Genomic DNA, 21,705 nt, shown 5'->3' on the forward strand with positions numbered 1-21,705 from the left:
CGATCAGTTGTGCTGATGGCCGCCGGGGCCTGCTGCTGCCACCGGAAGCTCAACCTCGATCTTGCCTGCCTTTTCGAAGACGAAGGTCACCGGAACCGTGTCGCCCTTGGCGAAAGGGGTCGCCACCTTCATGAACATCAGATGGAAACCGCCCGGCTTCAGTTCCACCGTCGCGCCGGCGGGGATCTCGATGCCATTGGCGAGCGGACGCATGACCATGACATCCCCGGTCATCGACATCTCGTGCAGTTCCACCGTGCCGGCGCGCGGCGACGAGACGGAGACGAGACGATCCGCCTCTGCGCCTGCATTGGCGATTGTCACGTAACCGCCGCCGACCGGCTGACCGGGAAGCATCGCCTTCAGGTAGCCGGCTGACAGAGACAGCGAACCGAGTTTGACCGGCTGCATGGTCGCGGCCTCATCGGTTGTCACGGCAGCGCCATGTCCCATCGCATCGTGGTTCATGGCGCCATGGCCCATGGCGGAGTGATCCATCTCGGGGGCCGGCTTGCCATCGGAGGCGATCTTCAGGAGCGGTGCCGGATCCTTGAGGCTGTGCGGATCGGTGCCAGGCGCCGCCACCTCATCCCACTTCTCGGTCAGGTCACCACACAGCTGGATGGTCTTGAAGGCGAGGCTTGCGCCATCGGCGACCCCGGCAATCTTCCCCTGAAAGGCGAAGACGTCGTAGTTGTCGTCCGGCAGGTTGCCGTTCTTCCAGCGGATCTCGACCGGGCCGGAGCTGACCTTCGTGCCGTGATTGTCAAAGGGCTTGGCATAATCGCCCTTGATGATCTCCAGATCCCAGCCGGCCTTCGGCTGCGGCTTTGCGCCGTAGAAGCCGTCCGGCAGCATCACCCGGACTTCGTTCGTCGGCTTGCCTGCGCAACCATGCGGCACCTGCAACTGAACGACGGTATAGGACTCCGGCTTTGCCGTGCCGTTGACCAGGGTCACATGGGCCAGCGCGCTGCCGGTCATGGCAACGAGAGACAGGCTGCTCATCAGGAAAATGCGTGTCGTTTTCATAGGTTCGATCCTCGTGCGGCGAGGCGCTATCGTCCTTGAGCCGCATCATCATGTCGGTCGTTGATGGAAAGAGAGAGGATGTCAGGCGACCGCAGGCGGCGCACGCGAGCGGGGCGACGGGATCGACAGCGTGCCGGCAACGGCCGCCTCCTGCCGCAAAGGATTGGTGAGATAAGCGAGGTGGATGGACAGCCAGGACGCCACATCCGGCGCCGGCAACAGCGCGGTGGCGGAGAGCAGGCAGACCTCGCACCGCACCGGCTTCCGGTGCGGATCCTGATCGTCCATGCCGATACACAAGGTCGGCATGCTGCCGTCGGGCAGCAGGAAGGCCTCATCCGTCCAAGCAAGAGGATTGGCTGCGACCGGTGGTGCATGCTGGGCAAGACCGAGCGACAACAGGACAAGCGCGCACAGAATGCGCAAGACCTTCCCGCCGATCGCCAACCGTTCACCCATTGCCGAGGATTCCCTTCCCACCCATCATTCGCATAATCGATGCCGCGAACAAGAGCAAAACAGGTCCTGCGGCTCTTTGACGGGGATCAACGAAATCGGCCGTTTTCGCGCCGCGACAAAATTCATGTCGGTTGCGACATTTGCCACTTGCCAAGCAGGGGGTCTCCCCCATAATGAGCGCGACCCCGCTGGGAGAAACCGCTTCGATGCGGCGCCGAAGGAGCAACCGCCCCGGAAACTCTCAGGCAAAAGGACCAGCGGGACCTGCAGGACTCTGGAGAGAAGCCCAATGTTTCGCGAAGGGCTCGCCGAAGGGATAACAATCTCAGGCGCACAGGACAGAGGGGGCTCATGAAACGGCGTGGATGAACGCCATCAACTGAGCTCGTGCGGCCGGAATCCGCACACGACCTGGAGGCCTTCTTGACCGACCACGCTCCCCTTTTGACCACTCCCTTGCATGCCTTGCACGTATCCCTCGGTGCCCGCATGGTGCCGTTCGCCGGTTACGACATGCCGGTTCAATATGCCGCCGGCGTGCTGAAGGAACACCTGCACACCCGCACCAAGGCCGGCCTGTTCGATGTCTCCCACATGGGCCAGGTTCTGGTAAAGGCAAAGTCCGGAGCAGTGTCCGATGCGGCGCTGGCGCTCGAAAAGCTCGTGCCCGTCGACATTCTCGGCCTCAAGGAAGGCCGTCAGCGTTACGGCTTCTTCACCGACGAGAATGGCGGCATCCTCGACGACCTGATGATCACCAATCGCGGCGACCATCTGCTCGTCGTGGTCAACGCCGCCTGCAAGACGGCAGACGTGGCGCATATGCAGGCGCAGCTTTCCGGCTGTTCGGTCACCCTTATCGAAGACCGCGCGCTGATTGCGCTGCAGGGTCCGGCGGCGGAAACCGTGCTCGCCTCGCTCGCCCCCGAGGTTGCCGCCATGAAGTTCATGGATGTCCGGGATGTGACGCTCGTCGGCGCGGCGTGCATCGTCTCCCGCTCCGGTTATTCCGGCGAAGACGGCTACGAGATCTCCGTTCCGGCGAACAAGGCCGAGGAACTGGCCCGGGCGCTTCTGGCGCACGAGGACTGCGAAGCAATCGGCCTCGGCGCGCGCGACTCGCTGCGTCTCGAAGCCGGCCTTTGCCTCTATGGCAATGATATCGACACCACCACCTCGCCGATCGAGGCCTCGCTCGAATGGGCGATCCAGAAGGCGCGCAAGGCGGGCGGCGACCGCGAAGGCGGCTTTACGGGTGCCGCGCGCATTCTGGGTGAACTGGCAAGCGGCACCGCCCGCCGCCGCGTCGGCCTGAAGCCGGACGGCAAGGCACCGGTGCGTTCGCACGCCAAGCTTTTTGCCGATGCGGAGGGCAAGAACGAGATCGGCGAAGTGACATCCGGCACCTTTGGCCCGTCCGTCGAGGGTCCGGTCGCCATGGGCTACGTGCCGACGGATTTTGCCAGCGCCGGGACGCAGGTGTTTGCCGAAGTGCGCGGCAAATATCTGCCCGTCACGGTGGCCGCCCTGCCCTTCATCACGCCGACCTATAAGCGGTAACCAAATGTTTTTAACTGCCCCTCATCCGGCTGCCGCCACCTTCTCCCCGTCAGGACGGGGAGAAGGAGCAAGCCGCGCCCACTCATCCCACCCAAGAGATTGAGCAAGGCACGTCCCCTCTCCCCGCCTGCGGGGAGAGGGTTAGGGTGAGGGGCGGATCACACCAACACATCAATTCCAGAGAGGACCAAAAATCATGCTGAAATTTACCGCTGAACACGAATGGCTGAAGCTTGAGGGTGATGTTGCGACCGTCGGCATTACCCAGCACGCCGCCGACCAGCTCGGCGATCTGGTATTCGTCGAACTGCCGGACGTCGGCGCCACCTTCGAGAAGAATGGCGAAGCCGCCACCGTCGAGAGCGTCAAGGCGGCCTCCGACGTCTATTGTCCGCTGGCCGGCGAAATCGTCGAGATCAACGAGGCGATCACATCCGACCCGTCGCTCGTCAATTCCGATCCGCAGGGCAAGGGCTGGTTCTTCAAGCTGAAGCTCGCCAACGCCGCCGATGCCGACGAGCTTCTGGATGAGGCCGCCTACAAGGAGCTGATTGGCTGATGTCCGACACCCGCGATTTCCATTTCACCGATTACCAGCCCTATGACTTTGCCAACCGGCGTCATATCGGCCCCTCGCCGTCCGAAATGGCGGAGATGCTGAAGGTCATCGGCTACCGCTCGCTCGATGCGCTCATCGATGCGACAGTGCCCGCCTCGATCCGCCAACGCGAGCCGCTCGCGTGGGGGGCGGCACTCACCGAACGCGAGGCGCTCGACCGCCTGCGCGAGACCGCCAACAAGAACCAGCCGCTCACCTCGCTGATCGGCCAGGGCTATTACGGCACCATCACCCCGCCGGTCATCCAGCGCAACATCCTGGAAAACCCCGCCTGGTACACGGCTTACACGCCCTACCAGCCGGAAATTTCACAGGGCCGGCTGGAAGCACTCCTGAACTTCCAGACGATGATCTGCGACCTGACGGGTCTCGACGTCGCGAACGCCTCGCTGTTGGATGAAGCAACCGCGGCTGCCGAAGCCATGGCGCTTTGCCAGCGTCAGGCGAAGTCGAAGGCAACCGCCTTCTTCGTCGATGCTGCCTGCCATCCGCAGACGATTGCGCTGATCGAAACCCGTGCTGCCCCGCTCGGCTGGTCGGTCATCGTCGGCAATCCATTCACCGATCTCGATCCGGTCGACGTATTCGGCGCCATCTTCCAGTATCCCGGCACGCATGGCCATGCGCAGGACTTCTCCGGCCTGATCGCCCGGCTGCACCAGACCGGCGCCATTGCGGCCGTCGCCTCCGATCTTCTGGCGCTGACGCTTCTGAAGTCGCCCGGGGAAATGGGCGCAGACATCGCCATCGGTTCCTCCCAGCGCTTCGGCGTGCCGATGGGCTATGGTGGCCCGCATGCGGCCTTCATGGCGGTCAAGGATGCGCATAAGCGCTCTATGCCCGGCCGTCTCGTCGGCGTTTCGGTCGATGCGCGCGGCAACCGCGCCTATCGCCTGTCGCTCCAGACCCGCGAGCAGCATATCCGCCGCGAAAAGGCGACGTCGAACATCTGCACCGCGCAGGTTCTGCTCGCCGTCATGGCCTCCATGTATGGTGTTTTCCATGGTCCGGAAGGCCTGAAGGCGATTGCCCAGCAGGTGCACAGAAAAGCGGTGCTGATGGCCAAGGGCTTGGAAAAGCTCGGTTACACCGTCGAGCCGGAAACCTTCTTCGACACGATCACCGTCGAGGTCGGCCACATGCAGGGCCTCATCCTGCGCGCCGCCGTTGCCGAAGGGGTCAACCTGCGCAAGGTCGGAACCACGAAGATCGGCATGTCGCTCGACGAGCGGACGCGGCCGGTGACGCTCGAAGCCGTCTGGCGGGCCTTCGGCGGCAACTTCAAAGTCTCGGATTTCGACGCCGATTATCGCCTGCCGAAGGATCTCCTGCGCACATCGCCCTACATGACGCATCCGATCTTCCACATGAACCGTGCGGAAAGCGAGATGACACGCTATATCCGCCGTCTGTCGGACCGTGACCTGGCGCTCGACCGGGCGATGATCCCGCTCGGCTCCTGCACCATGAAGCTGAACGCGACTGCGGAAATGCTGCCGATCACCTGGCCGGAATTTTCCGACATGCACCCGTTTGCCCCGGTCGATCAGGCCGCCGGCTACCGGGAGATGATCGAGGATCTGTCGGCCAAGCTCTGCCAGATCACCGGTTACGATGCGTTTTCCATGCAGCCGAATTCCGGCGCGCAAGGCGAATATGCGGGTCTGCTGACCATCCGCAACTACCACATCGCGCGCGGCGACACGCATCGCGATGTCTGCCTGATCCCGACATCCGCGCATGGCACCAACCCGGCGTCTGCGCAGATGGTCGGCATGAAGGTCGTGCCGGTGAAGGCCAAGGAAAACGGCGACGTCGATCTCGACGATTTCCGCGCCAAGGCTGAACAGCATGCCGCCAATCTCTCGGCCTGCATGATCACCTATCCATCCACGCATGGCGTGTTCGAGGAGAGCGTGCGGGAGATCTGCGAGATCACCCACGCGCATGGCGGCCAGGTCTATCTCGACGGCGCCAACATGAACGCCATGGTGGGCCTTGCCCGTCCCGGTGACATCGGCTCGGACGTATCCCACCTCAACCTGCACAAGACCTTCTGCATTCCGCATGGCGGCGGCGGTCCCGGCATGGGCCCGATCGGCGTCAAGGCACATCTTGCCCCTTACCTGCCCGGTCATCCGGAATGGGACGGACGCGAGGGTGCGGTGTCGGCCGCTCCCTTCGGTTCGCCGTCGATCCTGCCGATCTCCTGGTCCTACTGCCTGATGATGGGCGGTGAAGGCCTGACGCAGGCGACGAAGGTGGCGATCCTCAACGCCAACTATATCGCCGCCCGCCTCGCCGGCAGCTATGACGTGCTCTACAAGTCCGAAGCCGGCCGCGTGGCGCATGAATGCATCATCGACACCCGCCCGCTGGCCGCATCAGCCGGCGTCACGGTCGATGACGTCGCCAAGCGCCTGATCGACTGCGGTTTCCACGCCCCGACCATGAGTTGGCCGGTCGCCGGGACGCTGATGATCGAGCCGACCGAATCGGAAACCAAGGCCGAGATCGACCGTTTCTGCGACGCCATGCTGGCGATCCGCGAGGAAGCGCGGCAGATCGAGGAGGGCAAGATGGACCGGGAGAACAACCCGCTGAAGAATGCCCCCCATACGGTGGAAGATCTCGTCGGCGAATGGACGCGTCCCTATTCGCGCGAACAGGCCTGTTTCCCGCCGGGTTCCTTCCGCGTGGACAAATACTGGTCGCCGGTCAACCGCATCGACAATGTCTATGGCGACCGCAACCTGGTCTGCACCTGCCCGCCGATGAGCGACTACCAGGAAGCAGCGGAATAACCGCCCACTGCCACCCTTTACGGATGACCACAGACTCTCCCTCGGCCCCCGGGGGAGAGTTTTTTGGTTCCACCGCCGGAGCTCGATCACCTCTAAAGGCTGCGGTGCCCACGCGCAGAACACGAGCTCGTGCCGTTCATGGACGAGAGATTGCGGAAGGGTAAATTCCGTTTCGCGATAATTTCGCCTCTTTACCGCTTGTCAATGCTGAAGAGCCAGACTGCAAGACAGAGGCTTTTCCGTGCCTATACTCGGCGATCAGGCATATTTGCCTGGAGAGGTGGCAAGCGATGACAATTAACGCCGTGACGACAACCGCACTGTCAGGCATGCAGGCACAGATGACGCGGCTGTCGGCCACGGCCAACAACGTCGCCAATGTCGATACCACCGGCTATAGCCGCCTCTCCGCCCAATTCTCCACCGACCCTTCGGGCGGTGTGGCCGCACATGTCAGCGAGGTGGACCCGGCGCAAGGCGCCGATCCGGGGGGCGACATGCTGGCACTGACGGAAGCCTCCATCGGCTTCAGCGCCAATGCCGCAGTCTTTGAAACCGGTGCCGATATTTGGCAGGTCCTCGCCACCATCAAGCGCGAGTGAGACGGGCACCTGCACGACGCGTCTTGCGGTCACAGGATTGTGAAGGAACATTTTCTGCGATCGGCAACCGAATTCCTCTCAGCGCATTGAGAGCCAGACCTTCATGACATCCGGCTTCACATGTCCATTGCGCTTCCTCCCAAGGCTGGGTCCTCGTCCGGTTCCCTCCTCTCAGATCGTTCGCTCTTTTCACTGGCCATCCTGAACTTTTTCCTCGCCGATGCGCGCGACGGGTTGGGGCCTTTCCTCGATGCCTATCTCGCCACCAATGGCTGGTCGTCCATGGCGCTCGGTGCCATCGCCACCGCCGGGGGCTTGATCGGCCTTCTGGCCACGCCGCTTTTCGGCGCCCTGGTCGACAGGTCCCGCTGGAAACGGACTCTGATTGCGGGCCCGGTCGTGTTCGTGACCATTACCGCGCTGCTCACGCTCCTGTCCCCCAGCCCGGCCATCGTCTGGTTCGGCCAGATGGGAACGGCGGTCGTTGGCGCGGTCATCGGGCCGGCGCTGGCCGGCCTCACGTTGGGGCTCGTCGGGGAAAAGCTGTTCCCACGGCAGATCGCCCGCAACGAATTCTGGAACCACGGCGGCAATTTCGCCTCGCTGTTTGCGGTGTTCCTGGTGGTCCCGGTCTTCGGCAATTCCGGCATGATCTGGCTGATGATCGCAACGGCACTCGGCACGCTCGCGGCAATATCCGCCATTGATCCCGAACGCATCGATCATGACGTGGCGCGCGGACTGGCACCGGACGAGGGTGAGCCCGGCCCCTCCGGGGTTCAGGTTGTCCTCAAAGAACGTGGCCTTCTGCTGCTCGCGGTAATCCTGCTCATCTTTCATTTCGGCAATGCGCCGATGAGCCGGCTGATCGCGCAGGACTTTGCGCTGGAACTGCAGACGCCGTTCCGGACCACGGCCATCATCACCGGGGTTGCGCAGGCGGCGATGATCGTGGTCGCCGCGCTTGCGCCGACCCTCATCCGGCGGTTTGGCCTGTCGGTGATCTTCCTCGTGGCGCTTGCCGCACTGCCTTTGCGCGGCCTGCTGGCGGGCAGCTTCAGCGGCTTCTGGGTGATCTATCCGGTGCAGTTCCTCGATGGTGTCGGGGCGGGCCTGCTCGGCATCCTCACGCCTATCGCCGTGGAACATATTCTGAAGGGGACGGGACGCTTCAACCTCGGTCTTGCCTGCGTGATGACGATCCAGGGAATCGGCGCATCGCTCAGCAATGTGGTGGCCGGCTGGCTGGTGACGAAGGGCGGTTTCGAACTCTCGCATTTCGTCGGAGGTGGTGTCGCCTTCCTCGCGATGATGATCTTCATTGTCTTTCGCAGCGACATCATCAAAGGCGACCGCCCGGAACAGGCGTAAACGCGGTCGCCCTTCTCATGACGGGCCTTTCGCGCCCGTCGTGGATGCCTTACCCGACGAAAGCCCGTTCGATGACGAATTCCGCCGGCTTGTTGTTGGCGCCTTCGGTCAGGCCGGCCTTTTCCAGCAGGTCCTTGGTATCCTTCAGCATCGCGGTCGAGCCACAGATCATGCCGCGGTCAACCGCCGGATCGAGCGGTGGGACGCCGAGATCGGTATAAAGCTTGCCGCTCTCCATCAGGTCGGTGATGCGGCCCTGGAAGGGATAGTCCTCGCGCGTCACCGTCGGGTAGTGCTTCAGCTTGTCGCCGACCACTTCCGCCAAAAACTCGTGGTTGCGGATCTCTTCCATCAGGTCGAAGCCGTATTTCAGCTCCGCCACCTCGCGGCAGGTATGGGTGAGGATGACTTCGTCGAACTTTTCGTAAGTCTCCGGGTCGCGGATCAGGCTGGCGAAGGGTGCAATGCCGGTGCCGGTGGAGAACATGTAGAGCCGCTTGCCGGGGGTCAGCGCATCCAGAACCAGCGTGCCCGTCGGCTTCTTGCGCATCAACACCGTGTCGCCGGGCTTGATCTTCTGCAGATGCGAGGTGAGCGGGCCATCCGGAACCTTGATCGAGAAGAACTCCAGTTCTTCATCCCAGGAGGGGCTCGCGATCGAATAGGCACGGTAGATCGGCTTCTCGCCGACCATCAGGCCGATCATCGCGAACTCGCCGGAACGGAAGCGGAAACCGGCCGGGCGGGTCATGCGGAAACGGAACAGACGATCGGTATAATGCTCAACCGAAAGCACGGTTTCGGCATAGACCCCGTCCGGAATGGCGGCGGGTACCTTCGGGGCAAAATCGTCGGTCTTGGCGGAAACGTTCATACCGGTCGTCTCGTCTCATTCGGTTTGGATGCGCCTGCGAATATACCATGCGCGCGCAGAATTGAAGGCATCCGCGTTCATATGCCGCGGATCCGCTGGAAAAATATGCTGTTATTACTCAGCTTTTCATCAGACCGACCGGCGACGCCAGCTATAGGCTTCGCCTGCGGCCGCCGTGCGGGCCGTCGGCTGGTAATGCACGGCGATACCCGGCAGGCGGTTTTCCGAAAGCCGCTTGAGCGCCGTGGCATTGGTCACGGCAAAGCTGTCGAAACCGCAGCGCAGCATCAGCGGCACCTGGTCGATCAGCACGTCGCCGACGGCGCGCAGTTCGTTCTTGTAACCGAGCCGGTCGCGCAAGAGCGAGGCATGGCTGAAACCACGGCCGTCGTTGAAGGCGGGAAACTCCACCGCGACCAGTTCGAGGCGATAGAGATAGGGCTCCAGCCGGCGCACATCGTCCGCCGGCTTCACCAGAACGCCAAACCCGACCTCGTTGCTGGTGTCGGCAAGCTCGATCAGTTGATCGACAGTGAGCAGCGGGCGCTCCTCGCCCTCTGCCTTCTTCTCTTCGGTCTCAATCACCCACGGATCGTTCTCGACGAAACCGGTTTCTGTCCAGATGCGTGTCATGTCTTTGTCCCCTGCCCTCAGGCTGCCTTAGCCGCTTCGCCGTAGAGCGCATCCTTGAACGGCTGCGGCCCGACGCGGCGATAGGCGTCCAGGAAGGTTTCCTCCTTCGACAGGCGAAGACCGAGATAGGTGTCGACCACCTTCTCGACGGCATCCGTCACCTTCTCCGGCTCGAAACCGCGGCCGATGATTTCACCGATCGAGGTGTTTTCATCCGCCGAACCGCCGAGCGTGATCTGGTAGAGTTCTGCCCCCTTCTTCTCCACACCCAAGAGACCGATATGGCCGACATGGTGGTGGCCGCAGGCATTGATGCAGCCGGAGATTTTTATTTTCAACTCACCGATTTCCGCCTGGCGTGCAGTCGAGCCGAAGCGCGAGGAAATCGCCTGGGCAACCGGGATCGCACGCGCATTGGCGAGCGCGCAATAGTCCAAGCCGGGACAGGCAATGATATCGGTGATCAGACCGGCATTGGCCGTTGCAAGCCCCTGGGCGACGAGCGCCCGATAGATCGGCTCGAGATCGGCGAGCGCCACATGCGGCAGGATGACGTTCTGCTCGTGGCTGATGCGGATCTCGTCGAACGCATATTCCTCGGCAATATCGGCAATCGCTTCCATCTGCACGTCGGTCGCATCACCCGGAATGCCGCCGATCGGCTTCAGCGAAATCGTCACCATGCCGTAGTCCGGATGCTTGTGCGGCTGGACGTTCTGGTCCACCCAGCGGGCAAAGGCCTCGTCGGCCTTCTTCCAGCCGGCCAGCTGCGCCCAGCCTTCCGGCCGTTCGGGAAATGCAGGCGGGGCGAAGTAGCGGGTGATCGCCTGGATATCGGTCTCCGGCAGCGTCAGTTCCGTGCCCTGCAGGTGCGCGAATTCTTCCTCGACCTGGCGGGCCAGTTCTTCCGCGCCCGTCTCGTGCACCAGGATCTTGATGCGCGCCTTGTATTTGTTGTCGCGCCGGCCATGCAGGTTGTACACACGCATGATCGCGGTCGTGTAGGAGAGGAGATCCCCCTCCGGCAGGAAGTCGCGGATCTTCTTTGCCACCATCGGCGTGCGGCCCTGGCCACCGCCGACATAGACGGCGAAACCGATGTGCCCGTGCTCGTTCTTCTTCAGATGCAGGCCGATGTCATGCACCTGGATCGCGGCGCGGTCGCGCTCGGCACCCGTCACGGCAATCTTGAACTTGCGCGGCAGGAAGGAAAATTCCGGATGCACGGAGGACCACTGGCGCAGGATTTCCGCATAGGGACGCGGATCGGCCACTTCGTCGGCGGCCGCACCGGCAAAGTGGTCGGCCGTGACGTTGCGAATACAGTTTCCGGAGGTCTGCAGCGCATGCATTTCGACCGACGCGAGTTCCGCCAGAATGTCCGGCGTGTCCGACAGTTTCGGCCAGTTGTACTGGATGTTCTGGCGGGTGGTGAAATGGCCGTAGCCGCGGTCATACTTGCGGGCGATATGCGCCAGCATGCGCATCTGCTTTGCATTCAGCGTGCCATAGGGAATGGCGACGCGCAGCATGTAGGCATGCAGCTGAAGATAGACGCCGTTCATCAGGCGCAGCGGCTTGAACGCATCCTCGGCCAGTTCACCGGACAGGCGGCGCGCCACCTGGTCGCGGAACTGTTCCACGCGGGCGGATACGAAAGCGTGGTCGAATTCGTCGTAGCGATACATGAAAGTCCTCAGGCTGCAATGAAGGCCGGATCAGCGGGGGCAAAACCGGGCGCATAGTCCATGGTCGGGCCGGCGGCGCGGATGCGTTCGCGCAGACGCAGCGGCCGGATCTGGCCGGCGACCTCTTCCACCTCGATGACATTGACGTCAACGACAAGGTTGGCGGAAAAATCCCGCTTGCCGATCGCTTCCAGCGCTGCTTCCGCTTCCGCGTGACGGGCGACCAGCGCATCCTGCAGCCGCTCCGTCCACGCGCCGCTGGCATCCAGCCAGACGGCGATACCGTCGGTCAAACGGTTGGCGGTCAGAACCTTGTCTGTCATTGCCTCTTGATCCCTGTCAGTCTGCGGCCCGAAAGGCTCGAGCCTATATTTGATTTGGCCGCATTATGACAGAGCGACGCCTCTGCTTGAAGAAACGGCAATCCTTGCTCGTGAGCGCTCACGTATTTCTGTTCCGGCAATGGCGAGCCCGGGAGAAAATGCACCCCTTCGCCCTCCGGTCGCCGTCATCCACAGGAAGCCTCCAATCCCGCGTGGCAAACGGATTTCCTGCGTCGCACACAAGGCCTAAGGTGGATCAACCGAACCGCCTTCCAAGGGATGATCGCCCGTGACCAGCACCACACTTGCCACCCGCCTTCTCGACGTCATCGAAGAGGACATCATTCCGCTGACGGCCCGGGGTGTTTCGCTGGGCAACAAGGTGTTTGGCGCGGCGATCCTGCGCAAGTCCGACCTGTCGCTGGTGATCGCCGAAACCAATAACGAGTTGGAAAATCCGCTCTGGCATGGCGAGGTGCATACGCTGAAGCGCTTCTACGAACTGGGCGACAAGCCGGACACCAGGGATCTCATCTTTCTCTCCACCCACGAACCCTGCACCATGTGCATGTCGGCGATCACCTGGGCGGGCTTTGACAATTTCTACTATTTCTTCAGCCACGAGGATTCGCGCGATGCCTTTGCTATTCCGCATGACCTGAAGATCCTTAAGGAAGTGTTCGGTCTGGAGCCGGGCGGCTATCGGCGCCAAAACGCCTTCTGGAATTCCTTTGCGATCGCCGATCTGGCGGAGACGGAAGAGCCCGCCTCCCGCGAGGCGCTGAAGGCCCGCATTGCCGAGATCAAGTCGCGCTACAATGCGCTCTCCGACACCTACCAGGCGAGCAAGACCGACAACAAGATTCCGCTGAACTGACGCGCGGCTTCCCGAAAGGAACGAGGATGGAACCCTCCAAGGATATCGCACGCCTGCTCGACCTGATGGCAGCGCTGCGCCACCCCGAAACGGGCTGCCCCTGGGATGTCGAGCAGACGTTCGAGACGATCAAACCCTATACGATCGAAGAAGCCTACGAGGTGGCGGATGCCATCGAGCGCAAGGATCTCGATGACCTGAAGGACGAATTGGGCGATCTGCTGTTCCAGGTCGTCTTCCACGCCCAGATGGCGTCCGAGGCCGGCGAATTTTCCTTCGGCGACGTGGTTGAAGCGGTGATGACCAAGATGATCCGCCGGCACCCGCATGTGTTTGCCCGTTCGGATGTCTCGACGCCGGACGCGGTGAAGGTGCAGTGGGACGAGATCAAGGCGGCTGAAAAACGGGAGCGGGCCGAACGACGGGCCCGCCGCGGCATCACCGAAGATTTCAAGGCCGGCTTCCTCGGCTCCGTGCAGCGCAGCCAGCCGGCGCTCACCGAAGCGCTGAAACTGCAGGAACGCGCCGCCAAGGTCGGCTTCGACTGGTCGGAGGCAGAACCGATCCTCGACAAGATCGAGGAGGAAATTGCCGAATTGCGGGAAGCGATGAAAGCGGGCGCACCGGAGAAGGTGAAGGACGAACTCGGCGACCTGATCTTTGCGCTCGTTAATATTGGGCGGCATGTGAAGGCCGATCCGGAGCAGGCACTGCGCGGAACGAATTCGAAATTCCGATACCGATTCAGGTACATCGAGACGACTCTTCAAGCAAATGATGTATCACTTGAAGAGGCAAGCCTCGACCAGATGGAAGCGCTCTGGCAAGAAGCGAAGACCGTCTCGCACGGGGGCGCGTGAGGCCCCGTGGCGATCCTGCGGCGCATCCCCATTCTCGCAGCCGGTCTTGCCCAGATCCTGGCTGCGGCTGTCGGCTTGGTGGTCACGGCAAGCCTCGCCGGCACGATGGATGCCGGACTGCTGCGCGGACTGGCACTGGTGCTACAATGCAGTGTCGCCTTTGCGCTGACCCTTTTGTTTCGCCTGCCGCGCTGGTGGCTGTGGATCGCCGTGCTGTTTCCGCTGGCACTGCAAATCGGGCTGTCGCTCGATAACCTGCCGGCCTGGCCCTTCGGTGTCGCCTTCGTGGCTCTGGCCCTGGTCTTCTCCAACACGGCGCGCGAGCGGGTGCCGCTCTATCTGACGAACCGTGCCACCGCAGAGGCGCTTGCCGCGCTGATGACGGAAAAGACGGCAACACGCGTCATAGACCTCGGATCGGGCTTGGGGGGCGTTGTTCGCGCGCTGGATGGAGACGGGCGCGTGGCGCGCGGCGTGGAGACCGCACCGCTCTCCTGGCTGGTCTCCTGGTGCCTGTCAAAGCTCTCCGACCGCGGAACCATCCTGCGGCAGGATCTCTGGTCGACGGATCTGTCGCAGGAAGACGTGGTCTACGCCTTCCTGTCGCCAGAACCGATGCCAGAACTTTGGGAGAAGGCACGCCGCGAGATGAAGGCCGGCAGTCACCTCGTCTCCAACAGCTTTGCTGTGCCGGGCGTGGAGCCGGACGAGGTGTGGGAACTGTCCGATCGCCGCCGCACGCATCTGTTCATCTACGCGATCAAGAACGACCGAACGGTGTGACGGGAGCGCTCAGCGCTCCCAGTCTTCCTTGGCCGGCACGGCCAGCAGGCCGAGCTTGCGTTCGAGCGCATTGGCCTGTTCTTCCGACAGCTGCAGATCGAAGGCAACCGATCCGTCCTCGCGGTCCTCGCGCGATTGCACCAGGGCGTTGTCATAGACCCAGGATATCAACGACAGCTTTTCCGGCGGCAGAACCACGGTGGTTTCGGTCAGCACACCGGACAGGCGCCGCGAAATCTCCGCCATCAGGGCGTCGATCCCCTCGCCGTTGATTGCCGAAACCGCCATGACGTTCGCGCGGCCCGCCGCCTTCTCCGCCACGGCATCATGCGCTTCCGGCTCCAGCCGATCGATCTTGTTCCAGACTTCGAGGATACGCTCATCACGCTCCTTCTCGTCGATGCCGAGATCGTCGAGGATGCGCAGCACGTCGCCGGACTGGGCCGCGTTGTCCGGATCGGACATGTCGCGCACGTGCAGGATCAGGTCGGCTTCCAATACCTCTTCGAGGGTTGCCCGGAAGGCTGCGACCAGATGGGTCGGCAGGTCCGAGATGAAACCGACGGTATCCGACAGGATGACGGTGCGGCCATGCGGCAGCTTCATGCGGCGAAGCGTCGGGTCGAGCGTCGCAAACAGCATGTCCTCCGCCAGCACCCCGGCGCCGGTGATGCGGTTGAACAACGTCGATTTGCCGGCATTGGTATAACCGACCAACGCGACGATCGGATGCGGCACCTTGCGGCGCTTGGCCCGGTGCAGCTGGCGGGTTCTGACCACCTGCTCCAACTCGCGCTCAAGCTTCAGGATCTTCTCCTGCAGCATGCGGCGGTCGGCTTCAATCTGGGTTTCACCCGGTCCACCCATGAAGCCCGCACCACCGCGCTGACGCTCCAGGTGCGTCCAGCTGCGGACCAGGCGGCCCTTCTGGTAGTTCAGGTGCGCAAGATCGACCTGCAGCGTGCCTTCCTTGGTGGAGGCGCGTCGACCGAAGATTTCCAGGATCAGACCGGTGCGATCGATGACCTTCGCCTGCCATTCCTTTTCGAGATTGCGCTGCTGCACCGGCGTCAGCGGGTGATCGACGATGATGAGGCCCGCATCATGCTCGTCGAGCAGATGCTTGATCTCCTCGATCTTGCCGGTCCCGATCAGCGTTGCCGGGCGCGGCTGGCTGACCTGGACGATCAGGCCCTGGACAATCGTCAGGTCGATGGCCCGGGCAAGGCCGATCGCCTCTTCCAGCCTGCTCTCATCCGAGCGGCGCGGCGGCGGCGCAAGAATTTCGCCGGCAACTGGGCCGGCCTGTCGTGGCTGCTTCAGAACCGGCACCAGAACGAGCGCACGCATGTCGTCGCGGTGGCGCTCCAGTTCGGGGACCAGGGTTTCCTGGGTGGTGTCGCGTGTGGCTATTGCCGTCTTCCTCTATCATTCCGGCTTTGCCCTTCCGGGCAAGGCCTTTTGCGCTCACAGATCCACAAACGGCAGAACCGCCGACAGAGCCGGCGGTTTCAATCCGTTGCGATGAGGACGTACAAAAACGTCCCTTGTCCCGACATAAGTGGTCGTCCGGCCGGCCTGTTTCAACCGGTTCCCGTCGTATCGGGAGGCTCGAAGACTTCAGGCCGCGCCTTCTTCGGTCTCAAACATCTGCAAGGGCTGGCCCGGCATGATGGTCGAGATTGCGTGCTTGTAGACCAGCTGCGAATGTCCATCGCGGCGCAGCAACACGCAGAAATTGTCGAACGAGGTCACGACCCCCGTCAGCTTCACACCATTGATCAGGAAGATCGTGAGTGAAATCTTCTGCTTTCTCACCGTGTTGAGAAACAGATCCTGAAGATTCTGAGAACGTTCCGCCATAGCGCCGCTTCTTTCTTTTTTGCCGACCAGGGCGGCCGGGATATTGATCACGCTCGGAAAAGAGGAAACGGAAACCCTCTCCTGCCTCCGTTGCCCGCAAGCTTGGTTAGCAAATCGATGTCTTTTTCGCAACGCCGAATAGAGCGGTTGACCCGGTCTCAAACCACGTCGCCTTGCCGCGACGGATAACGGCGCCGGGAACTGGATTGTCATCCACAGTTTTCTTGCAGAATCCCCGATTTGCAGCGTTTCGACAGTGGCGATCAGAAATACTGGATCGAGACACGGAAGAGCTGCTCCACATCCTTCACCGACTTCGCGGTAGAAAACAGGACGACTCGGTCCTTCGCCTTGATCTTCGTGTCGCCGCTCGGACGGATGACCGTGCCGTTGCGATAGATGGCGCCAATACGAATGCCGGCCGGCATCTGCAACTCGCGGAAGGGACGGCCCACCAGCGGCGAGGTTTCCAGCGCCTCGGCCTCGATCACCTCGGCCGCGCCGTTCTGCACGGCATAGACCGAGCGGATGCGGCCCTTGCGGACGTGCTGGAGGACGCGCGAGATCGTGACGGCCCGCGGATTGATCAGCGAATCGATATTGAGCGAGCGGGTCACCTCACCGAGCGACGACGAATTGACGAGCGCAAGGTTGGATTTGCAGCCGAGCGCCTTCGCCATCACCGCGCCCAGAATGTTCACCTGGTCATTGTTGGTGAGCGTCACCATCAGGTCGGCGTCCTGGATGTCGGCCTGCTGCAGGATGTTCTGGTCGAGCGACGAGCCGTGCAGGACGACGGCGTGGCGCAGTTGCTCCGAGACGGAGACGGCGCGCTCGCGGTCGCTTTCGATGATCTTGATTCGGGTCTTCGGCTGCATCTCCTCGATGCGCCGCGCGACGTAGTGACCGATATTGCCGGCGCCGGCGATGACAATGCGCGCGGCCTCCTGTTCCTCGTGGCCGAAGAGGCCGAGCGTGCGGCGCGTGTGGTCGCGCTGGCAGATGACATAGGCAAGATCCCCCGCCTGCAGCTGGTCGGCGGAGCGCGGCACCGTCAGACGGCCCTGGCGAAAAATCCCGACAACGGTCGCGACCAGATCGGGAAACAGGTTGCTCAACTGCTCGAGCGGCGTGTTGATGACCGGGCAGTCCTCCATGCACTCGATCGCCACCATGGCGATATTGTCATCGGCAAAACGCACCACATCGGTCGCACCGGGAAAGGAAATGCGGCGCAGCACCATCTTGCCCACCTCGATTTCCGGCGAGATGGTGACGTCGATCGACATGTTCTTGCTGCTGAAGAGATCGGCATATTCCGGCAGCAGATAACTTTGCGCACGAATACGGGCGATCTTCGTCGGCACGCTGAAGAGCGCATGCGCCACCTCGCAGGCAACGATGTTGACCTCGTCATACAGCGTCACCGCGATGATCATGTCGGCCTGTTCGGCACCGGCTTTCGACAGCACATCCGGGTGGGCGCCGTGACCGACGTAACCGCGCACGTCGAGCGTATCGGTGATGACATTGATCAGGGCAGCCGACGTATCGATGACCGAGACGTCGTTGTCTTCCTGCGACAGGCGTTCGGCAATGCCGTAACCGACCTGCCCCGCCCCGCAAATTATGACCTTCATACTCCGTCTTCCTCCGCCGGGCGATGCGATTCACGTGCCCGGCGAAGATGGCTTAAACGCCGAGCGACTTCAACTTGCGATGCAATGCCGAGCGTTCCATGCCGACGAATTCGGCGGTGCGCGAGATATTGCCGCCGAAGCGGTTGATCTGCGCCACGAGATAATCCCGCTCGAACATTTCACGCGCTTCACGAAGCGGCAGTGTCATGATGTGATGATCGCCCTTTGTCGAGACCTTGGGCAGCATATCCCCGAGATCCTGCGGCAGCATGTCGGCGGAGATCGGCGTATCCGGGCCATCGGTGCGGGCCAGAATCATCAGCCGCTCGATGTTGTTGCGCAGCTGGCGGATGTTTCCGGGCCAATCATGCGCCTGGAGAACCGCCATGGCATCTTCACCGATCTTGCGCGGCCGGATGCCGGCCTGTTCGGAAATCTGGCGCATGAACATATCGACGAGGAAGGGAATGTCCTCGCGCCGCTCCGCCAACGCGGGCACCTTCACCGGCACGACGGCGAGACGGTGGTAGAGGTCTTCGCGGAAGATGCCCTCGGCGATCAGGCCTTCCAGATTGTAGGCCGTGGACGAGATGATGCGCACATCCACCTTCACCCGCTTGGAACCGCCAACGCGCTCGAACTGCTGGTCGACCAGCACGCGCAGGATCCGGTTCTGCGTCTCCCGCGGCATTTCGCCCACCTCGTCGAGGTAGAGGATGCCGCGATGGGCCTCTTCCAGCGCGCCGATCTTGCGCGGCTGGCCGGGGCCGCCTTCGGTGCCGAAGAGGGCGATCTCCATCCGCTCCGGGGTGATCGTCGCTGCATTGAGCGCCACGAAGGGACCGGTCGCACGCGACGAGCGCTTGTGGATCATGCGGGCGACCAGTTCCTTGCCGGAACCGGAGGGGCCAAAAATCATGATGCGGCTGTTGGTGGGTGACACCTTTTCGATGTTCTGGCGCAACTGGGAGATCGCCACCGACGTGCCGATGAGTTCGGCGGCATCGCCCGTGCGCTTCTTCAGTTCCGTCACTTCCCGCTTCAGCTTGGAATTTTCCAGCGCGCGCTCGGCAATCAGGATCAGGCGGTCGGCCTTGAATGGCTTTTCGATGAAATCGAAGGCGCCGCGCTTGATGGCGGACACAGCCGTCTCGATATTGCCGTGGCCGGAGATCATCACCACCGGCAGGTCGGGATGGCGCGAGCGGATTTCATCCAGCAGGGCAAGGCCATCCAGCTTGCTGCCCTGCATCCAGATATCGAGGAAGACCAGCCGCGGGACACGATCGGAGATCGCCGCCAGCGCACTGTCGCTGTCATGCGCAACGCGGGTTTCGTGGCCCTCGTCGGAGAGGATGCCGGAGACGATATCACGGATGTCTGCCTCGTCATCCACGACCAGAATATCAGACGCCATATGCCACTTCCTTATTGCCTGTTTCGGCAGAGCCAGCCCCTTGGGAGTGCGGCAAGACAACCCGGATCATGGCACCCTTGCCATGATCGAAATCCACGGGTGCATCATGCAGCTCAAGCTGCCCGCCGTGTTCTTCAATGATCTTCTTGACGATGGCGAGGCCGAGGCCCGTGCCCTTCTCGCGCATCGTCATATAGGGCTCCAGAATGCGGTGGCGATTTTCCACCGGCAGGCCGTTGCCGTTGTCGATGATATCGACGCAGAACTGCTCCCGCGCCGCGTCGTAACGCGCCCGCACCAGCACCTTGCGGCCATCCCGCTCCGCATCGCTCGGCACCGCCTCGATCGCCTCGACCGCGTTCTTGATGAGGTTGCCGAAGGCCTGGCCCAGCATGCGCGAATCGAACAGCCCGACAAGTGGCGCATCCCCAAGCTCGCGCAGGAACGTCACGTGGCTAGCTCCCATTTCGCGCAGGAAGATCGCGTCGCGCAGGATGTCGCGGAGGTCCGACTGTTCCTTGGCCGGCTTCGGCATGCGCGCGAAGGAAGAAAACTCGTCCACCATGCGGCCGATATCGCCCACCTGGCGCACGATCGTATCGGTGCACTGGTCGAAGACGGCGCGGTCATTCTCGTCGATCTGCTTGCCGTAACGCCGCTTCAGGCGCTCGGCAGACAGCTGGATCGGCGTCAGCGGGTTCTTGATCTCGTGGGCAATGCGCCGCGCCACATCCGCCCAGGCGGTCGAACGCTGGGCAATCACCAGATCGGTAATGTCGTCGAGCGTGATGACATAGGATTCGGCGCTGCTGCGGCTTTCCTCGCGGGTCACCTGCACGGAGAGCGTCCGCTCCTTGCCGCCCCGCATCAGGTTGACCTCCTTGCGCAGATCGCTGCGGGAGCGCACCGTCGCCTCGCGCAGCACCTGCTCGATCTCGGGCGCCACATCCACCAGCTCGGCACCGATCAGAGAGTGCGCCGGAAGCCCGAGGAAGTCTTCTGCCGACGGGTTGACGATGCTGATGCGATGGTCGTCCTCGACACCGATCACGGCGGCCGTCACGCCGGACAGGACCGCCTCGATGAAGCGACGGCGATCATCCATCTCGTCCTTGGCAACGAGGATTTCGTCGCGCTGGCTGCGGATCTGCGAGATCATCTTGTTGAAGGTGCGCGACAGATTGCCGACATCGCCATCGGCGGCCCGTACGGGCACGATGACATTCATGTTGCCGGTCGCCACGTTATCGGCGGCCGAAATCAGCAGACGGATTGGCCGGACGATTCGATCCGCCACCGCGATCGCCGTCCAGATCGCCGCCAGCAGCACGATCAGCGCGAAGCCCAGATAAAGCACGGCGAAAGCCACCTGCAGGCTCATGCGGCCGGCTTCCATCGCCTGGTATTCCGCCCGGTTGTCCTCCATCAGGCGCATGGCCGCCATGACCTTCGGATCGACCGCGCGGATGGTGTAGAGAAAGGCGCCGGGGATCGCATCGAGCTTGATGATCGCGCCGACGAGATTGGTGACACCCGGCGGGATGAGCGTCGGCTGCCCGGCCGCGGAACTTGCGAGCGCATCGGCGGGCACTGCCGGCAGCGGACGTTCCGTCTCGATATCGGCCTGGGCGATCGCCGCGCCGTCTTCCCGCACCAGGAAGGCACCCAGCATGCCGCGGCCCTTCGCCTGGCGCGTCATCATGTCCACGAAGCCGGTCCTGTCGAGGTAGAACATCGCCCGGTTGCGCTCGAGGTCGTTCGCCATCGAAACCGTCTGGCCCTGCAGATAGCTGGCATTTTCCAGCATGTAGGCGCGCGCCACATCGAGCGACGATTGGACGATCGATTGCGTGCGCAGAGAGAACCAGCGGTCGAGGCCGACATTCAGGGTGACGCTCGCGAAGATCGCCACGAGAACCGCCGGCGTAATCGCCACGATCGAAAACAGCACGACGATGCGTACATGCAGCCTCGCCGCCGCCCTGCCCCGTTTTCTGGCCTTCAACAGACGACCGACTTCCCGGCCGATCAGGTAGATCAGGCCCAGGACGAAAAACGTATTGAGCACTGCAGAGGCAATCACCACGTTCGTGGTCGGCGCGACAGGCGTCACCCCCATCAGCACGAACAGCGTCAGGACGGCACACAGCAGCGCGCCACCCGCCAACACAAGACCCGGCAGCGCAAACACCGCTCGCCGATCCTGCACGGACACCGCCAGGTCGTCACTGGCCGTTGTCGGTGATGCTTCCGTCATCCGCTGCCGTCCCTCTCCATCGGGCGTGATCGCCCTGGAGGTC

The 21,705-nt window shown here is 62.6% G+C and carries 19 protein-coding genes and 1 riboswitch; of the genes, 8 read left to right on the forward strand and 11 right to left on the reverse strand.

Annotated elements, in window-relative coordinates:
- Window positions 1-3: 3 nt before the first annotated feature.
- Both G6N78_RS14780 and G6N78_RS14785 read right to left on the reverse strand, forming a co-directional pair.
- On the reverse strand, window positions 4-1,032 hold the full coding sequence (locus G6N78_RS14780; RefSeq protein ID WP_165219723.1) for a copper chaperone PCu(A)C domain-containing protein: 1,029 nt from the start codon (window positions 1,030-1,032) through the stop codon (window positions 4-6).
- 81 nt (window positions 1,033-1,113) lie between these two features.
- Window positions 1,114-1,491, reverse strand: coding sequence for a hypothetical protein (locus G6N78_RS14785; RefSeq protein WP_165219725.1), 378 nt, complete (start codon window positions 1,489-1,491; stop codon window positions 1,114-1,116).
- 179 nt (window positions 1,492-1,670) lie between these two features.
- Window positions 1,671-1,758, forward strand: a riboswitch (glycine riboswitch).
- Window positions 1,759-1,914: 156 nt separating this feature from the next.
- Here G6N78_RS14785 and gcvT point away from each other — a divergent pair.
- The 5 genes from gcvT (at window position 1,915) to G6N78_RS14810 (ending at window position 8,447) form a co-directional block, all read left to right on the forward strand.
- Entirely contained in the window at window positions 1,915-3,051 is a 1,137-nt protein-coding gene (gene gcvT, locus G6N78_RS14790; protein WP_165219727.1) for a glycine cleavage system aminomethyltransferase GcvT, read from the forward strand.
- A 196-nt stretch (window positions 3,052-3,247) separates the two neighbouring features.
- Entirely contained in the window at window positions 3,248-3,610 is a 363-nt protein-coding gene (gene gcvH, locus G6N78_RS14795) for a glycine cleavage system protein GcvH (protein WP_165219729.1), read from the forward strand.
- Complete coding sequence (gene gcvP / locus G6N78_RS14800) at window positions 3,610-6,474, forward strand: aminomethyl-transferring glycine dehydrogenase (RefSeq protein WP_165219731.1); 2,865 nt, start codon at window positions 3,610-3,612, stop codon at window positions 6,472-6,474. Before gcvH ends, gcvP begins: the two co-directional genes overlap by 1 nt.
- 290 nt (window positions 6,475-6,764) lie before the next feature.
- On the forward strand, window positions 6,765-7,076 hold the full coding sequence (locus G6N78_RS14805) for a flagellar basal body protein (protein ID WP_165219733.1): 312 nt from the start codon (window positions 6,765-6,767) through the stop codon (window positions 7,074-7,076).
- Between the two features lie 120 nt (window positions 7,077-7,196).
- On the forward strand, window positions 7,197-8,447 hold the full coding sequence (locus tag G6N78_RS14810) for an MFS transporter (RefSeq protein WP_165219735.1): 1,251 nt from the start codon (window positions 7,197-7,199) through the stop codon (window positions 8,445-8,447).
- Between the two features lie 49 nt (window positions 8,448-8,496).
- On the opposite strand, the gene G6N78_RS14815 is transcribed toward G6N78_RS14810, so the two are convergent.
- The 4 genes from G6N78_RS14815 to G6N78_RS14830 all read right to left on the reverse strand — a co-directional run bounded on the left by G6N78_RS14815 (window position 8,497) and on the right by G6N78_RS14830 (window position 11,965).
- Window positions 8,497-9,321 carry a ferredoxin--NADP reductase gene (locus G6N78_RS14815; protein WP_165219737.1) on the reverse strand — a complete coding sequence of 275 codons (825 nt, stop codon included), beginning with the start codon at window positions 9,319-9,321 and terminating at the stop codon, window positions 8,497-8,499.
- Between the two features lie 129 nt (window positions 9,322-9,450).
- Window positions 9,451-9,954, reverse strand: coding sequence for a DUF934 domain-containing protein (locus tag G6N78_RS14820; RefSeq protein ID WP_165219739.1), 504 nt, complete (start codon window positions 9,952-9,954; stop codon window positions 9,451-9,453).
- 17 nt (window positions 9,955-9,971) lie between these two features.
- Window positions 9,972-11,642, reverse strand: coding sequence for a nitrite/sulfite reductase (locus tag G6N78_RS14825; RefSeq protein ID WP_165219741.1), 1,671 nt, complete (start codon window positions 11,640-11,642; stop codon window positions 9,972-9,974).
- Window positions 11,643-11,650: 8 nt separating this feature from the next.
- Entirely contained in the window at window positions 11,651-11,965 is a 315-nt protein-coding gene (locus G6N78_RS14830; RefSeq protein WP_165219743.1) for a DUF2849 domain-containing protein, read from the reverse strand.
- A gap of 289 nt (window positions 11,966-12,254) precedes the next feature.
- Between G6N78_RS14830 and G6N78_RS14835 the strand changes: the two genes are divergently transcribed.
- Genes G6N78_RS14835 through G6N78_RS14845 form a run of 3 tightly spaced genes read left to right on the forward strand, consistent with a single transcriptional unit; the run spans window position 12,255 to window position 14,485 of the window.
- On the forward strand, window positions 12,255-12,842 hold the full coding sequence (locus G6N78_RS14835; RefSeq protein WP_165219744.1) for a deaminase: 588 nt from the start codon (window positions 12,255-12,257) through the stop codon (window positions 12,840-12,842).
- A gap of 26 nt (window positions 12,843-12,868) precedes the next feature.
- Complete coding sequence (gene mazG / locus G6N78_RS14840; protein WP_165219746.1) at window positions 12,869-13,702, forward strand: nucleoside triphosphate pyrophosphohydrolase; 834 nt, start codon at window positions 12,869-12,871, stop codon at window positions 13,700-13,702.
- Between the two features lie 6 nt (window positions 13,703-13,708).
- Window positions 13,709-14,485 carry a glycosyltransferase family protein gene (locus G6N78_RS14845; RefSeq protein WP_165219748.1) on the forward strand — a complete coding sequence of 259 codons (777 nt, stop codon included), beginning with the start codon at window positions 13,709-13,711 and terminating at the stop codon, window positions 14,483-14,485.
- 9 nt (window positions 14,486-14,494) lie between these two features.
- On the opposite strand, the gene hflX is transcribed toward G6N78_RS14845, so the two are convergent.
- From hflX to G6N78_RS14870, 5 genes are all read right to left on the reverse strand, one after another.
- Window positions 14,495-15,835: a GTPase HflX gene (hflX, locus tag G6N78_RS14850; protein WP_165219750.1), complete on the reverse strand. Its 1,341-nt coding sequence runs from the start codon at window positions 15,833-15,835 to the stop codon at window positions 14,495-14,497.
- Window positions 15,836-16,105: 270 nt separating this feature from the next.
- On the reverse strand, window positions 16,106-16,348 hold the full coding sequence (gene hfq / locus G6N78_RS14855) for an RNA chaperone Hfq (RefSeq protein WP_165221854.1): 243 nt from the start codon (window positions 16,346-16,348) through the stop codon (window positions 16,106-16,108).
- Between the two features lie 263 nt (window positions 16,349-16,611).
- A complete protein-coding gene (gene trkA / locus G6N78_RS14860; protein ID WP_165219752.1) occupies window positions 16,612-17,988 on the reverse strand; it encodes a Trk system potassium transporter TrkA in 1,377 nt (458 codons plus the stop codon).
- A gap of 52 nt (window positions 17,989-18,040) precedes the next feature.
- The gene (ntrX, locus tag G6N78_RS14865) at window positions 18,041-19,405 is read right to left on the reverse strand and encodes a nitrogen assimilation response regulator NtrX (protein ID WP_165219754.1); all 1,365 of its coding nucleotides are present in this window, start codon (window positions 19,403-19,405) and stop codon (window positions 18,041-18,043) included.
- Complete coding sequence (locus G6N78_RS14870) at window positions 19,395-21,662, reverse strand: sensor histidine kinase NtrY-like (protein ID WP_165219756.1); 2,268 nt, start codon at window positions 21,660-21,662, stop codon at window positions 19,395-19,397. The genes ntrX and G6N78_RS14870 overlap by 11 nt, the downstream gene beginning before the upstream one ends.
- Window positions 21,663-21,705 lie beyond the last annotated feature (43 nt).

Origin of the sequence: Allorhizobium pseudoryzae, from assembly GCF_011046245.1 — a bacterium.
GTDB classification, from domain to species: domain Bacteria; phylum Pseudomonadota; class Alphaproteobacteria; order Rhizobiales; family Rhizobiaceae; genus Neorhizobium; species Neorhizobium pseudoryzae.

What these genes read in the sequence shown, in the direction of transcription:
- G6N78_RS14780 (WP_165219723.1), bottom strand. Translation starts at nt 1,032, where the DNA reads ATGAAAACGACACGCATTTTCCTGATGAGCAGCCTGTCTCTCGTTGCC.
- G6N78_RS14785 (WP_165219725.1), bottom strand. Translation starts at nt 1,491, where the DNA reads ATGGGTGAACGGTTGGCGATCGGCGGGAAGGTCTTGCGCATTCTGTGC.
- gcvH (WP_165219729.1), top strand. Translation starts at nt 3,248, where the DNA reads ATGCTGAAATTTACCGCTGAACACGAATGGCTGAAGCTTGAGGGTGAT.
- gcvP (WP_165219731.1), top strand. Translation starts at nt 3,610, where the DNA reads ATGTCCGACACCCGCGATTTCCATTTCACCGATTACCAGCCCTATGAC.
- G6N78_RS14805 (WP_165219733.1), top strand. Translation starts at nt 6,765, where the DNA reads ATGACAATTAACGCCGTGACGACAACCGCACTGTCAGGCATGCAGGCA.
- G6N78_RS14810 (WP_165219735.1), top strand. Translation starts at nt 7,197, where the DNA reads ATGTCCATTGCGCTTCCTCCCAAGGCTGGGTCCTCGTCCGGTTCCCTC.
- G6N78_RS14815 (WP_165219737.1), bottom strand. Translation starts at nt 9,321, where the DNA reads ATGAACGTTTCCGCCAAGACCGACGATTTTGCCCCGAAGGTACCCGCC.
- G6N78_RS14820 (WP_165219739.1), bottom strand. Translation starts at nt 9,954, where the DNA reads ATGACACGCATCTGGACAGAAACCGGTTTCGTCGAGAACGATCCGTGG.
- G6N78_RS14825 (WP_165219741.1), bottom strand. Translation starts at nt 11,642, where the DNA reads ATGTATCGCTACGACGAATTCGACCACGCTTTCGTATCCGCCCGCGTG.
- G6N78_RS14830 (WP_165219743.1), bottom strand. Translation starts at nt 11,965, where the DNA reads ATGACAGACAAGGTTCTGACCGCCAACCGTTTGACCGACGGTATCGCC.
- mazG (WP_165219746.1), top strand. Translation starts at nt 12,869, where the DNA reads ATGGAACCCTCCAAGGATATCGCACGCCTGCTCGACCTGATGGCAGCG.
- hflX (WP_165219750.1), bottom strand. Translation starts at nt 15,835, where the DNA reads ATGCGTGCGCTCGTTCTGGTGCCGGTTCTGAAGCAGCCACGACAGGCC.
- hfq (WP_165221854.1), bottom strand. Translation starts at nt 16,348, where the DNA reads ATGGCGGAACGTTCTCAGAATCTTCAGGATCTGTTTCTCAACACGGTG.
- trkA (WP_165219752.1), bottom strand. Translation starts at nt 17,988, where the DNA reads ATGAAGGTCATAATTTGCGGGGCGGGGCAGGTCGGTTACGGCATTGCC.
- ntrX (WP_165219754.1), bottom strand. Translation starts at nt 19,405, where the DNA reads ATGGCGTCTGATATTCTGGTCGTGGATGACGAGGCAGACATCCGTGAT.
- G6N78_RS14870 (WP_165219756.1), bottom strand. Translation starts at nt 21,662, where the DNA reads ATGACGGAAGCATCACCGACAACGGCCAGTGACGACCTGGCGGTGTCC.